Genomic DNA, 13,191 nt, shown 5'->3' with positions numbered 1-13,191 from the left:
CTAAACAATCACTTCGATCGACTGTTGTGCACCCACACCGAAGACGCGCTTATAGCGCTCGATCTCATCCTTTGGGCCCATCGCTTTTTCCGGGTTGTCGGACAGTTTCACGGTTGGTCGGCCATTGGCGGATACCGCCTTGCAGACCAGCGAGAACGGTGCCAGCGCGTCTTGTGGGACCAGCCCACGGAAATCATTGGTCAGCAAGGTGCCCCAACCAAACGAGACCTTCGTGCGATGAGCGAACTGGCTGTGTAGTTCGTGGATTTTGTCCACGTCCAGCCCGTCCGAGAAGATTACCCGCTTTTGCAGCGGGTCCTCACCGCGCGATTTCCACCAGTTGATGGCAATCTCGGCACCTGTTGCCGGATCTCCGCTGTCGACACGAATACCGGTCCATCCCGCCAGCCAATCCGGCGCATTGTCCAAAAAGCCCTGCGTGCCATAGGTGTCGGGCAGGATGATGCGCAGATTGCCGTCATGTTCCTCGTGCCAGTCGCTGAGGACGTCATAGGGTGCCTGCGCCAGTTCGGTGTCGGATTCCGCCAGCGCGGAATAGACCATGGGCAGTTCATGGGCATTGGTGCCGATCGCCTCAACCTCGCGCCGCATCGCGATCAGGCAGTTCGAGGTGCCGGTAAACGCGGGCCCCAGCCCTTCGATCATCGCCTGCACGCACCAGTCCTGCCACAGGAAGGAATGCCGCCGACGGGTGCCGAAATCAGCAATGCCCAGCCCATCGATGCTGCGCAATTGATCGATTTTTTCCCAAACGCGGGTCATGGCACGGGCATAAAGCACCTGCAGTTCGAACCGGCGCATATTGTTCAGAACGGCCCGGGATCGCAGCTCCATCAGCACCGCAAGCGCCGGGATTTCCCACAGCATGACCTCGTGCCATTTGCCCTCGAAGGTCAGTTCGTACTGATCGCCTTTGCGCTCAAGGTGGTAGGGCGGCAGGCGCAGATTCTCGAACCACTCCATGAAATCCGAGCGGAACATTTGCCGTTTCCCATAGAACATATTGCCGCGCAGCCAGGTGCTTTCACCCCGGCTGAGGCTCAGCGACCGGATGTGATCCAGCTGTTCGCGCAGTTCGCCTTCGTCGATCAGATTGGCCAGAGGAATGTGATTCGACCGGTTGATCAGCGAAAAAACCACATCCGTTTGGGGCTTATTTCGAAACACTGACTGGCACATCAGCAGTTTGTAGAAGTCTGTGTCGATTAAAGACCGTACAATCGGGTCAATCTTCCATTTATGATTGTACACGCGCGTCGCAATATCGACCATGCTGGAACTCCTGCGATTTCCGTTGTTAGATCAATAGGTGCATGGATTGGCAAGAGTCGCTAGATTGAAGACAATGACAAGGTGAGGTCACAAATCGAGCATATTGTGTGATCTTTTCATTGGTTAGTGAAAAGAAGGGGTTGGAAGAACAAGGTTTAGTTGGTGAATGGGTCTCGAGTACGACTTTGATATTGTAGCGATTGCGCCTGATGAAGTGGATCCGGAACATGGCATGGCTGCCGTGACGGGCCACCGCGCCGTTCGCGCGACCTTTCGCAATACTCAGACTGTTGAGGCCTTGCACAGTGCATCCCCCAAGATTCGTCGTATTTTTCTGGAATCGGGCTTCAGCCTGGAATCCAAGGGTGGCAGCCTTCCACATGGTTATTTCCTGTCCGAAGATGCACCGGATCGTGAACGCATCCTGAAACGGCTGTTTTCGAATATCCGCAATATGGGTGTTCAGGGGGAATATTGTGGTGATTTTGACTTTTGGCATTTCCTGGACGACGTAAGGCGGGCACGCCCCCGGGCAAATGCCACGCGCGAGTTGCAGGAATTGACGCCAAGCCCTCAAGCGCCTGATGTGGTCAAACCAAAACGACGCTCGGTTCAGGGGCGTATCGGGTTTGCGCTTGGTCTGGCCGTGGTTGTGATTGTCGTGCTGAGATACCTGGCGTCTGAGGGGTCTGCCCCCTAGGCCAGGAAAACGCCGGCTTCCCGCATTGCGGTTTCAGCAGCGGCCAGTGATCCATCCATATCGATAGCTCGGCACGCATCCATTCGGACCGTGACGTCAAAACCCAGACGTGCTGCGTCGATTGCGGAATAGTACACACAAAAATCAGTGGCCAAGCCGACGAGCGTCAGTTTCGTGATTCCGCGCGACTTAAGATACCCCTCCAACCCTGTTGGTGTTTTCTGGTCATTTTCGAAAAACGCCGAGTAGCTGTCGATACCGCTACGAAAGCCCTTGCGAAGGACAAGATCGGCATGGGTGTTCAGATCCGGATGGAAATTGGCGCCCTCGGTTCCCTGAACGCAGTGATCCGGCCAAAGTACCTGCGGGCCGTAGCGCATTTCCGTCATGTCAAACGGGTTCTTGTCGTCATGCGACCCGGCGAAGGACGAATGACCCGCCGGATGCCAGTCCTGCGTCAGGATCACGGCATCGAATTCGTCCATCATGGCGTTGATCGGGGCCACGATCTCATCCCCTCCGGGTACGGCCAGCGCGCCGCCGGGGCAGAAATCGTTCTGGACGTCGATTACAAGCAGGGCGTGGGTCATCGCGGTTTCTCCTCAGGTTGCTCTATCGGTAGGGCGCGCAGGCCCAATCGTCAATCTGGCTGCGAAGCGTCAATTCGATCCCTTGCGACTCTGTTGCGTCAGGTTTAGACCGCGCGCATGTATACCATCGCTGCTCTCTATCACTTCACCCGTTTCCAGGATCACGCTGCCCTGCGCGAGCCTTTGTTGGACCTGTGCCGTACGCAATCTGTCAAAGGCACATTGCTGCTGGCGCAAGAGGGGATCAATGGCACTATTGCCGGCCCCCGCGCCGGGATCGATGCGGTGCTGGCGCATATCAAAGCGCTGCCCGGCTGTGCCGATCTGGACTGGAAAGAGGCCACCGCCGATCACCCGCCTTTTGGCAAGATGAAGGTGCGCTTGAAAAAAGAGATCGTGACCATGGGGCAGCCGGATATCGATCCGCGCGCCCGTGTCGGCAACTATGTCGAGCCTGAGGATTGGAACGATCTGATCCGCTCGGACGACGTGGTGGTGATCGACACCCGCAACGATTATGAGGTGGCGATTGGCACGTTTGAGGGCGCAATAGACCCTGAAACGGCCAGTTTCCGTGAGTTCCCGGCTTGGTGGGAAGAGAACAAAGAGCGGTTCCACAACAAGCGCGTCGCCATGTTCTGCACCGGTGGTATTCGCTGTGAGAAATCCACCAACTTCCTGCTGGGGCAGGGGGTTGAGGATGTGTATCACCTGAAGGGCGGCATCCTGCGCTATCTTGAGGAAATGCCAGCTGATGACAGCACCTGGCAGGGCGAGTGCTTTGTGTTCGACAACCGTGTGTCCGTTGGGCACGGGCTGGTCGAGGGGCCGCATAACCTGTGCCACGGTTGCCGCCGTCCGATTCTGCCCGAGGATATGAAGCGCCCTGAATACGAACATGGCGTGTCCTGCCATCGGTGTGTTGACGAAACCTCTGAAGCCGACAAAATGCGGTTCCGTGAGCGGCAGAAGCAGATCGGTCTGGCGCGTCAGCGCGGGCAAGAGCATCTGGGCGCCGACTAACTCTCTGATAAATAAGGTTGCAGGCACGGGTCGGAATGTCGATCATTGAACCTGCATCACCGTATCGGAGGTTTAATGCACCGCGACCCGACAACTCTGGATGAGTGGAAATCGACCTTGGTCGCGGCCCTGGGTCTGGTGATCGTCAGCTTTGTTGCCTGGTATGGCCTGTCGCGGCTGAGCGAGACCACTGCTGGCGACAAAATAGGGACTGCAACAACCGTAGGGTTGACGATCTGGTTGGTGTCGCAGACCTGGTACTACATGACCCAAGTGAAATCCCCAAAGCGCCAGCTGTTGCTGATGGGGATCTCCTTTATTCAGGTCGTGCCTTTCTTGTTCGCAGCCGTTTACGGCTCGTTCGGGTATAACGATCTGTGTGTGGTCGGGGCCAAAGGGCCGTCAGACGTTTTGTATTTCTCATATGTCACATTCACGACGGTTGGGTTCGGAGACCTGCATCCCGCAGGACTGTGCCGCGGGCTGGCCGTGGCTGAGGCGATCACTGGGTATATCCTGCTGGGCCTGTTCGTAGCGGCGGCCGTGGGCATTTACGCGCGCGGACACAGCCAGAATTGAACGGTCACTTGTTGTGGTCGATCCACTGGGACATTGCGTATTTGTCGCGAAAACACTCAGACGGGATTGGCCTGCGTTTGCTGCGCGAAATCCGTTCGGCAAAGGCGACCTGCTTGCCTGTGGGATAATTGGCAAAAGGTGACGGATCGTGTGGTTTATGTGCCGAAATCCAGGCTGACATTGATCGGCGATCACGTTGTGCTTCGACCGGGATATCCAGCGCCGACTGTTCCGCAATAGCGCGGGCAAAGCGCATCTGCCGGTCCGTGACGGGCAGCAGGTGATAGTCGTTTGTCGGGTCGCTTGGGGCGGAATTTCGCAAGTTCTGGGTCATCGGATGTTCCCCTGACTATGTAGAACATAAATGGAACATTAACTTTTAATTTCAAGAGAGGGGGCTGCGACTCGGCGGGATGTTGCCTGTTACGGCTTTTATTGACTGACCAATCAATAAAAGCTAAATCCGCGGATAACGCTCTTTGCCCGACGTGGGTGCAATCAAGAAAAGGACGCGGCATGAAGTTTCAGCCCAAGGCCAGCCATTTCATCAACGGTGAATATGTCGAAGACACCAATGGCGCCCCCATCGACGTCATCTACCCGGCCACTGGCGAGGTCATCGCGCGGTTGCATTCCGCCACGCCAGAGATTGTAAATCAGGCTCTAATCAGTGCCAAAGCGGCGCAAGCGGAATGGGCCGCGATGTCCGGAACTGAACGTGGCCGGGTTCTGCGCCGCGCCGCCGATATCATGCGTGAGCGTAATCGTGAGCTGTCGATCCTCGAAACCCACGACACCGGAAAACCACTGCAAGAGACCTTGGTGGCCGATGCAACCAGTGGCGCGGATGCGCTGGAATATTTCGGTGGGCTGACGGCGTCGCTGACGGGTGAGCATATCCCGCTGGGTGGTGGCGATTTCGTCTACACCATCCGCGAGGCGCTGGGTGTCTGCGTCGGAATCGGTGCGTGGAACTACCCGACCCAGATCGCTTGCTGGAAGGGTGCCCCTGCGCTGGCCTGCGGCAACACGATGGTGTTCAAACCCTCTGAGACCACGCCCCTGTCGGCCTTGAAGGTGGCCGAGATTCTGATCGAAGCCGGCGCGCCCAAAGGCGTCTACAACGTGGTGCAGGGCTATGGCGATGTAGGTGCGTCACTGGTGACCGACCCGCGCGTGGCCAAAGTATCGCTGACCGGGTCTGTTCCGACGGGCCGCAAGGTCTATTCCGCCGCAGCGGATGGCATGAAACATGTGACCATGGAATTGGGTGGCAAGTCCCCAATGATCGTGTTCGATGACGCCGATATCGAAAACGCCGTGTCGGGTGCGATTTTGGGCAATTTCTATTCCTCGGGTCAGGTCTGTTCCAACGGCACCCGCGTGTTCGTGCAGAAAGGCATCAAAGAGACCTTCCTGAACCGTCTGTCTGAACGTCTGGCAACGGTGAAAATCGGCGATCCGCTGGATGAAGAGGTCAATTTCGGCCCCATGGTCAGCGAAAACCAGATGAATATCGCGCTGGGTTATGTCGAAAAGGGCAAGGCCGAGGGCGCACGGCTGGTCTTTGGCGGTGAGCGCATCGAATGTGACGGGTGCTATATGCAGCCTACTGTTTTTGCCGATGTCACCGATGATATGACCATCGCGCGCGAAGAAATCTTTGGCCCGGTCATGTCGGTGCTGGATTTCGACACCGAGGAAGAGGTACTGGCCCGCGCCAACGACACAGAATTCGGCTTGGCCGCCGGTGTGTTCACCAACGACCTGACCCGCGCCCACCGCATTGTGGCCGGGTTCGAGGCGGGCACCTGTTATATCAACACCTACAACCTTGCTCCGGTCGAGGCACCGTTTGGAGGGTCGAAAATGTCGGGTGTCGGACGTGAGAATTCGAAACTGGCGATCAACCATTTCAGCGAGATGAAGACGGTTTATGTCTCAATGAACGATGTCGAGGCACCGTATTAACTCATCTCTGCGTGAAAATTATTCATACCGAGAATACTCTGTTCCCGACATTTCGCGTCGGGAACAGAGCATAAGCCACCTTTGACCTGTGGCTGACTTTCCTGACAGGGTGCGGTTCATGCGCCCGCCAGCAGGAGGTCACACCCATGAAAACCCACGCCCAGGCCGTTGTGATCGGAGGAGGCCTTGTCGGCTGCTCGATCCTTTATCATCTGGCCAAGCTCGGCTGGACTGACGCGGTGCTGCTGGAGCGGGATGAGCTGACCTCGGGTTCGACCTGGCATGCGGCGGCAAATATTCATGGGCTGCACGACAACAACAACATCACCCGCATCCAGCATTATACGATGAACCTGTATAAAGAGCTGGAAAAGGAAACCGGACAGGGCTGCGGCGTGTTCCAGTCGGGCTCGCTGTATCTGGCGCAGACCGAGGACCGCGAACACCAGCTGCGCCTGCAAGAGGCCAAGGCAAAATTCTACCGCCTGAACTTCTATGAGATCAGCCGCGAACAGGCGATGGAATTGCACCCATTGGCGCAATTCGACGATATCCGCTGTATCATGTTCGAACCCGATGGCGGCAACGTCGATCCGTCGGGTGTGACCCAAGCCTACGCCGCCGGGGCGCGCGCGATGGGGGCAACGATTGAGCGGTTTTGCCCTGTAATAGGGACTGAACAGAAATCTGATGGCTCGTGGATCGTGCGCACCGAAAAGGGTGATATCCACACGCAATGGGTGGTTAATGCCGGGGGTCTGTGGGGGCGAGAAGTCGCGGCGCTGGCCGGAATCGAACTGCCGCTGCAACCGACCGAGCACCAGTATTTTGTGACCGAGGCGATTGACGAGGTTGCGGAACTGGGCCGTCGCCTGCCCTCGATCGCCGATCGGGATGGTGAGTATTATTTCCGTCAGGAAGGAAACGGCCTGCTGATCGGAGCTTATGAGAAAGACATGCGGTTCTGGGCCGAAAACGGCACGCCGCTGGACTTCGCCCATGACCTGTTCCCCGACGATCTGGACCGGATCATGGAAAACGTGATCCGCGCCACCGAACGTGTGCCGGTGGCGGCAACAGCCGGGGTCAAACGGGTGATCAACGGCCCGATGATCTGGTCGCCGGACAGCAACGCGATCTGGGGGCCGGTGCCAGAACTGAAGAACTATTTCTGCTGTACCGGTATCATCCCCGGCTTCTCGCAATCCGGTGGCCTTGGGCTGTTGGCGGCGCAATGGATGGTCGAGGGCGAGCCGCAATATGACATGTTCGCCTGGGATCTGGCGCGGTTCGGCGACTGGGCCGATAAGAAATTCACCAAGGCGCGGGTCGAAGATGTCTATACCCATCGATTTGCCATCCATTTCCCGAACGAAGAACGCAGCGCTGGCCGTCCCGCCCGTGTGCGCCCCGCTTACGAGATGCAGAAAGATATGGGCTGCGTCTTTGGGCTGAACTGTGGTTGGGAACACCCGCTTTGGTTCGCAGATCACCCCGGGGCGACTGAAACCAACGGCTTCACTCGCCAGAATTGGTGGGAGCCAGTTGGCCGCGAAGTGCAGATGCTGCGCGATCATGTGGGCGTCATCGATATCTCGAACTTTGCCAATTACGTGGTCAAAGGGCCGGGCGCGTATGACTGGCTGGATCGTCTGGTGGCCAATCGGGTGCCGACTGCAGTGGGACGGTCCTGCCTGACGCCACTGATCTCGGTTCGCGGTGGCGTGGCCGGTGATTTCACCATCACCAAAGTGGCCGAGGATGAGTATATGATGATCGGCTCTGGCATGGCGGAACGCTATCATCAGCGCTTTTTCAACATGGTCGATCTGCCCGAAGGCACCACGTTCGAGGTTGCCACCAATCGGATTGCGGGCTTCAACGTGGCCGGTCCAAAATCGCGCGATCTGCTGCAACGGCTCACCAATGCGAACCTATCAAACGAAGCATTCCGCTTTATGCGGTCCCAAACCATCGAGGTGGCCGGGGTCACTTGTCTAGCCATCCGCGTCAGCTTCACCGGTGACTTGGGGTGGGAGCTGCACTGTGCGGAGTCCGATCAAATCAGGCTCTATTCCGCGCTTTTGAATGCGGCGAAAGAGTTGAACGGTGGCCCGGTTGGCGGTCGCGCGTTGGGATCGCTGCGCATCGAAAAAGGCTACGGCTCGTGGGGACGGGAGTATTCTCAGGAATACTGGCCGCAAGAGGTCGGGTTGGCCGGCCTGATCAAACTGGACAAGGATTTCCTGAACAAAGGCGCCTATCTGTCCATCAAAGATAATTCTGCCCGCGAAATGCTTTCGATCTTTGAGGTTGATGCCGTTGACGCTGATGCCACCGGAGGTGAGCCGATATTCATGCCCAATGGTACGCCTGTGGGCCGGGTGACCTCGGGTGCCTATGGCTATTCGGTGGGCAAGTCCCTGGCCGTTGGGTATGCCGACCCCAAAGTGGCCGGCCCCGGCGATACGGTCGAAATCTACATTCTGGGCAAGCCACACAGCGCCAGAATCCTCTCGGAACCGCCTTTCGATCCCAAAGGTCACAAGTTGCGTGATATTCAGCCGGTCGCCGAAGGCGTCTCATGACTGGAACCTTCGCCCGCGTTGCAGATTTTGCCCTGAACCGATCTGCCGATCAGATGCCCGACAGCGCCAAGGAAGCGGCTGCGCTGATGATGCTGGATACGATGGGCATCCTGATCGCCTCTGGCCCGATGGAGGCCGGGGTGATCGCACGCGACACGGCGGCCCTGCTCTATGGCAGCTCTGATCCGGACTACAGCGCCCGGATGATGTTCGACGGGCGTCCGGTCAGCATGGCCGGGGCGGCTTATGCGGCGGCGACCCAGACGGATAACCTGGATGGGCATGACGGCTATAACCCGACCAAGGGGCATATTGGTGTTGTGGTTTTGCCCGCACTGATCGCCATGGCCGCCCATCGCCCGGATCTGACGGGCCCCGAAGCACTGGCGACGGTGATCACAGGCTATGAAATTGCCGGGCGCGCGGGGTTGTCGCTGCATGCCTCGGTCAGTGACTACCATACGTCAGGTGCATGGAACGCGTTGGGTGTAGTCGCGATGGCCGCCCGTCTGCGCGGCCATTCGCAGGATCAGATGCGGCAGGCGATGGGTATCGCCGAATATCACGGTCCCCGCAGTCAGATGATGCGCGAGATTGCCAACCCCACGATGCTGCATGACGGATCGGGTTGGGGTGCGCTTGTCGGAGTTTCAGCCGCTATTCTGGCCGAACGTGGCTTTACCGGTGCCCCCGCCATCACGATCGAGGCAGAAATCGCCGCGCCTCATTGGGCCGATCTAGGCCAGTTTTGGCAGGTCGAGCATCAATACGTGAAACCCTACCCAATCTGCCGTTGGGCCCATGCCGCAATCGACGGTGTCCGGGCGGTAATGCGGGACAATGACCTGTCTCATGCGCAAATCCGGTCTATTCAGATCAACACATTCCATCAGGGTGCTTGCCTGTATGCCGGAATGCCGGGCACGACCTCTCAGGCACAGTATTCGTTGCCTTTCGCGGTGGCCGTGCAGGCGCTTTACGGTCGGATCGGGGTCGAGCATATTTCCGGTTCCGGTCTTTCTGACCCGGCAGTGGCCGCGCTGATACCCCGTATTCACGTGGCCGAGAGTGATCGTCACAATGCCCGCTTCCCCAAGGGTCGTTGGGCCGATGTCAGTATCGAAACCTCAGATGGGCAGATTTTCGACTCTGGAGATGTCCACGCCCGAGGCGGTCCCGAGGCCCCCATCAGCCGCGAAGAAGTGATCACCAAGTACTCGGAATTCGCAACGCCAGTCATCGGCCCGACCCGGGCTGCGGCAATTCGGGATGCAATTTTGGGCTGGGTCGCGCCGGACTCTCGGATGTCTGACTTGTCTCCGTTGATATTTGATCCTTAGAAAATGTGTCGTTTACGTCGCGCGTGTCGACAAAAATCAGGAAAGTGTCCGCGTTAGAGCCGTATTCACGGCTGACTCAATATGGCAAACAACTCCGCAATCCTGTTGCGGGTTTCCACGCTGTCCCTCAATAGGTTCTCCGCGTCGGCCAGGGGTGTTTCAGGAAGTCGGGCCGGTGCGGCTGTTAGACCTTGGGATGTCTGGACGACCTGATCGAATTTGGTGTGATTTTCCAAATTCACTTGCTCTGGTAGATCGGCCAACCAGAACAAGCGGTTTGCTTCATCCTCACGACCTGAGTTGCGCATCAGATCACCCGCCGCCGCAAAATCCTCTGCTGCAATCAGGGCTTCAGTCCACAGCATAATCGCTGCGTCCGTCTGATCATCGGCCAGTTCCAGCATCGCTTGATGCGGACGCTGATCCAATAGCGCGGCTTTGGCCCGCAGACGGGCACGCTCACCCCGCCTCAGCCTGTCCTGAGGACGCTTTGCTAGTGCGTATGCATGTCGTGAAAACCCAAGCTTTGCCAGTCGGTCAGCAACGGCAATGGCTGTGTCGGTTGTCAGATTTTGAGAATGCTTATGTGACAAGATCAGGACGCGGCGCAAAAAGGTCGCATCATCGGCGCGTTCGGTCAGGATAAGCACCGCACGGTTCAGAGCGTCCGCGGATTCCGCATCCTCTGACAGCTCTGCCGCCAAATCCAGAGAGGCATCGAATTCCTGACTCAGGCTTAGCGCGACCATATGGGTTTGTTTCATCAGGGGGCCGATGTCAGAACGGCGAAACTCAATCGTGTAGGATTCCGCCAGAGCCAGTTCCTGAGGAGAGATTGCGCCACGTTCCAGCCAACGTTTGTCGACCAGTCGGGCCAGTGCCAACGGCGCCTCAAGCGTGGCGTCTGACGCTTCGATCGCTTCAGTCAGCAAGACTTCGGTCCGGGGGGCGTCACCTTCGGCCGCTGCAACCTTGGCCTTTGCCTGCGCGACATTTGCGCTGGTTTGCGTCTTGACGCGATCGACCGAGCGCAAGATCCGCCGGGCGGCTTCTAACTCGTCCCCTTCTACCAGAATGTCCGACAAGGCCGGGCCGACATGGCGCCGCAGATGGTCCGGTAAGCGGGCAAAAGACTGTTCGATAGCCGTTAGATTGGCGTCGCCTTGCAAGTTGCCTTCACTCAGCGCTGCCCACAAAGCCGCATCGCCCTCGCAACGCTGCAAGCCCTGGAACGGATTGTCTTCGATCAGCGGCCCATCATCCAGAACACGGGCAATGGCCGCGATGTGTTCGGTTTCCAAAGATCGCTCGTCCAGCAGGTCCAACGCCCGGATCGCTTCGGCGCCAAACCCGGAATGCGCGTACAGTTTCGCCAGTTTCAGCGCGCTCTCTTTGTCGATGGTATCGAATTCTTGGTACAGTTCTGATCGAAGCTGCGCGGCTTGTTCTGGAAACGGACGCTCGTCAGACCAACGGTCAAAAGCCAGCTCGGCGCTGGATACGCAGGGTGGGCGCCGTTCCACTTTTGGAACATCCGGACCCAAAAGCCCGTTCAAACCGTCCAAAAACGAAGTCACTTGAACATTCAATTCAACACCGGCTGGCAAAAATACGGCTTGATTCCCGTTGGATGCGCGTGGCCCCACCGGCGCGATGTTCAGATCAATGATTCCGCGGTCCGCCCCCTGCAGCAGCCGGGTCGAAAGCTGGTCTTCGAATCCGTTCGCGTTGAGGTTCAACAACGGCAAGGCCAGTGCATCAATGGTCTGCTCCGGGCCTGTCGTTTTGATTTCTTTTGGGGTTTTGGGCAGAACCGGGGCCGGAATATCACTGGTGAGCGGCGGCAGGAAGGTGCCGGGTGCGATATCAATCACAATCATCGTACTTTTGAAAAGAAAGGCCGAAGCGACACAATCGCAACCGAACTCCAGTTCCAGTGCACCGCCTGGTTCGGCCTGCGAAATCGCGGCAAGTCGGTTTTGCGTCAGGCGTTGGAAGACGGTGCCGGTTCGGTATGTCACATCCTTCAGCGCGACGTTCAGGCGTGCGCCGTTTTTTGTCTGTTTCAGAACCCAATCGGTGTCTTGAGGCACTTGAACCACCAATCTGGTATAACCTTCATGCTCACCCGAGCGCACCGTCAGATCTTGCGCTGCGGCTCCGCTGGCCCCGGCGATGAACGCCGAGAATAAGAATGCAAACCGTGTCATGCGGCTGCCTGTTTGAGTTCTTTCAACGCTTCTTCCAACTCGGTGAAATCAGGGCGGTTGTGGGTTGGGGTGTTCTGACGCCCAACCTCAATGCACATGGCAGCGTTGTGGTTGCGCAGATTGGCGACCAACACTTCTTTGATCAGCTGGTAGAAGTGGTTGTCTTCTTCGACGACAGCTTTCAGTTTGCCCGCGAAAGGTCCGACCAGGCCATAAGCCAGAAACACCCCAAGAAAGGTCCCCACCAGGGCGCCGCCGATCAATTTACCCAGCACTTCGGGGGGCTGGTCAATCGAACCCATCGTCTTGATCACGCCAAGAACCGCCGCAACGATGCCCAAAGCGGGTAGGCCATCCGCAACCGTCTGCAAGGCGTGGCTGGAATGCATGGCATGGTGGAAGTTCGCCTCCATCCGCTTTTCAAGAACTTCTTCCACCTGATGCGGATCATCATAGTTCATCGAGGCGGCGCGCATCGTATCGCAGATCAGGTCAACGGCCTCTTTATCTGCCTGAATTTTCGGGTAAGCCGAAAACAGAGATGAATTTTCCGGGTCTTCGATATGTTGTTCCACCTTGACCGGGTTGGCCTTGGCAATACGGATCAGCGAGAACAGCAGGCACAGCAGGTCGCGGTAGTCCTCAGGTTTCCATTTTGGTCCTTTGAACACTTTGCCCATGTCTTTGAGGGTGTGTTTGACGGCGCTCATGTCATTGCTGATCAGGAAAGCGCCAACAGCGGCACCGCCGATCATCATCATCTCAAAAGGAAGCGATTTCAAAATGATGGTCATTTTGCCGCCCGCAGCCAGATAACCGCCGAACACCATGGCGAAAATGACGACAATTCCGATTATTCCGATCATGGGTGATCTCCAGCAAAATCCTGTGCGGGGT

Annotated in this window: 11 protein-coding genes; 6 read left to right on the top strand and 5 right to left on the bottom strand. The window is 57.6% G+C overall.

The window, feature by feature from the left end:
- Nucleotides 1-1,293: a nicotinate phosphoribosyltransferase gene (pncB, locus tag ACR0B8_RS10855; protein WP_480658542.1), complete on the bottom strand. Its 1,293-nt coding sequence runs from the start codon at nt 1,291-1,293 to the stop codon at nt 1-3.
- A 166-nt stretch (nt 1,294-1,459) separates the two neighbouring features.
- On the opposite strand from pncB, the gene ACR0B8_RS10850 reads away from it, so the two are divergent.
- On the top strand, nt 1,460-1,993 hold the full coding sequence (locus ACR0B8_RS10850) for a hypothetical protein (protein ID WP_170349732.1): 534 nt from the start codon (nt 1,460-1,462) through the stop codon (nt 1,991-1,993).
- On the opposite strand, the gene pncA is transcribed toward ACR0B8_RS10850, so the two are convergent.
- Nucleotides 1,990-2,583 carry a bifunctional nicotinamidase/pyrazinamidase gene (gene pncA, locus ACR0B8_RS10845; protein ID WP_480658543.1) on the bottom strand — a complete coding sequence of 198 codons (594 nt, stop codon included), beginning with the start codon at nt 2,581-2,583 and terminating at the stop codon, nt 1,990-1,992. The genes ACR0B8_RS10850 and pncA overlap by 4 nt on opposite strands.
- A 117-nt stretch (nt 2,584-2,700) precedes the next feature.
- Here pncA and trhO point away from each other — a divergent pair, with 117 nt between their 5' ends.
- Together trhO and ACR0B8_RS10835 are read left to right on the top strand one after the other, a co-directional pair.
- Nucleotides 2,701-3,606 carry an oxygen-dependent tRNA uridine(34) hydroxylase TrhO gene (trhO, locus tag ACR0B8_RS10840; protein ID WP_170360823.1) on the top strand — a complete coding sequence of 302 codons (906 nt, stop codon included), beginning with the start codon at nt 2,701-2,703 and terminating at the stop codon, nt 3,604-3,606.
- Nucleotides 3,607-3,681: 75 nt separating this feature from the next.
- Nucleotides 3,682-4,185: a potassium channel family protein gene (locus ACR0B8_RS10835; RefSeq protein WP_226689079.1), complete on the top strand. Its 504-nt coding sequence runs from the start codon at nt 3,682-3,684 to the stop codon at nt 4,183-4,185.
- A 4-nt stretch (nt 4,186-4,189) separates the two neighbouring features.
- Here the strand turns inward: ACR0B8_RS10835 and ACR0B8_RS10830 are convergent, their stop codons facing one another.
- The gene (locus tag ACR0B8_RS10830) at nt 4,190-4,519 is read right to left on the bottom strand and encodes a hypothetical protein (RefSeq protein ID WP_170577904.1); all 330 of its coding nucleotides are present in this window, start codon (nt 4,517-4,519) and stop codon (nt 4,190-4,192) included.
- Between the two features lie 182 nt (nt 4,520-4,701).
- Here ACR0B8_RS10830 and betB point away from each other — a divergent pair, with 182 nt between their 5' ends.
- The 3 genes from betB to ACR0B8_RS10815 all read left to right on the top strand — a co-directional run bounded on the left by betB (nt 4,702) and on the right by ACR0B8_RS10815 (nt 10,084).
- Entirely contained in the window at nt 4,702-6,156 is a 1,455-nt protein-coding gene (gene betB, locus ACR0B8_RS10825; RefSeq protein ID WP_480658545.1) for a betaine-aldehyde dehydrogenase, read from the top strand.
- Nucleotides 6,157-6,302: 146 nt separating this feature from the next.
- Nucleotides 6,303-8,744: a GcvT family protein gene (locus tag ACR0B8_RS10820; protein ID WP_480658547.1), complete on the top strand. Its 2,442-nt coding sequence runs from the start codon at nt 6,303-6,305 to the stop codon at nt 8,742-8,744.
- Nucleotides 8,741-10,084 carry an MmgE/PrpD family protein gene (locus ACR0B8_RS10815; protein WP_480658549.1) on the top strand — a complete coding sequence of 448 codons (1,344 nt, stop codon included), beginning with the start codon at nt 8,741-8,743 and terminating at the stop codon, nt 10,082-10,084. Before ACR0B8_RS10820 ends, ACR0B8_RS10815 begins: the two co-directional genes overlap by 4 nt.
- A gap of 65 nt (nt 10,085-10,149) precedes the next feature.
- Here the strand turns inward: ACR0B8_RS10815 and ACR0B8_RS10810 are convergent, their stop codons facing one another.
- Nucleotides 10,150-12,294: a hypothetical protein gene (locus ACR0B8_RS10810; RefSeq protein WP_480658551.1), complete on the bottom strand. Its 2,145-nt coding sequence runs from the start codon at nt 12,292-12,294 to the stop codon at nt 10,150-10,152.
- Complete coding sequence (motA, locus tag ACR0B8_RS10805) at nt 12,291-13,160, bottom strand: flagellar motor stator protein MotA (RefSeq protein WP_480658553.1); 870 nt, start codon at nt 13,158-13,160, stop codon at nt 12,291-12,293. The genes ACR0B8_RS10810 and motA overlap by 4 nt, the downstream gene beginning before the upstream one ends.
- Between the last annotated feature and the right edge of the window lie 31 nt (nt 13,161-13,191).

Source organism: Ruegeria sp. BH6 (assembly GCF_056538105.1).
The sequence above is the reverse complement of the archived record's forward strand: the minus strand, read 5'-3'. Positions and strand labels throughout refer to the sequence as shown.

What these genes read in the sequence shown, in the direction of transcription:
- pncB (WP_480658542.1), bottom strand. Translation starts at nt 1,293, where the DNA reads ATGGTCGATATTGCGACGCGCGTGTACAATCATAAATGGAAGATTGAC.
- ACR0B8_RS10850 (WP_170349732.1), top strand. Translation starts at nt 1,460, where the DNA reads ATGGGTCTCGAGTACGACTTTGATATTGTAGCGATTGCGCCTGATGAA.
- trhO (WP_170360823.1), top strand. Translation starts at nt 2,701, where the DNA reads ATGTATACCATCGCTGCTCTCTATCACTTCACCCGTTTCCAGGATCAC.
- ACR0B8_RS10830 (WP_170577904.1), bottom strand. Translation starts at nt 4,519, where the DNA reads ATGACCCAGAACTTGCGAAATTCCGCCCCAAGCGACCCGACAAACGAC.
- ACR0B8_RS10815 (WP_480658549.1), top strand. Translation starts at nt 8,741, where the DNA reads ATGACTGGAACCTTCGCCCGCGTTGCAGATTTTGCCCTGAACCGATCT.
- ACR0B8_RS10820 (WP_480658547.1), top strand. Translation starts at nt 6,303, where the DNA reads ATGAAAACCCACGCCCAGGCCGTTGTGATCGGAGGAGGCCTTGTCGGC.
- motA (WP_480658553.1), bottom strand. Translation starts at nt 13,160, where the DNA reads ATGATCGGAATAATCGGAATTGTCGTCATTTTCGCCATGGTGTTCGGC.
- betB (WP_480658545.1), top strand. Translation starts at nt 4,702, where the DNA reads ATGAAGTTTCAGCCCAAGGCCAGCCATTTCATCAACGGTGAATATGTC.
- pncA (WP_480658543.1), bottom strand. Translation starts at nt 2,583, where the DNA reads ATGACCCACGCCCTGCTTGTAATCGACGTCCAGAACGATTTCTGCCCC.
- ACR0B8_RS10810 (WP_480658551.1), bottom strand. Translation starts at nt 12,294, where the DNA reads ATGACACGGTTTGCATTCTTATTCTCGGCGTTCATCGCCGGGGCCAGC.
- ACR0B8_RS10835 (WP_226689079.1), top strand. Translation starts at nt 3,682, where the DNA reads ATGCACCGCGACCCGACAACTCTGGATGAGTGGAAATCGACCTTGGTC.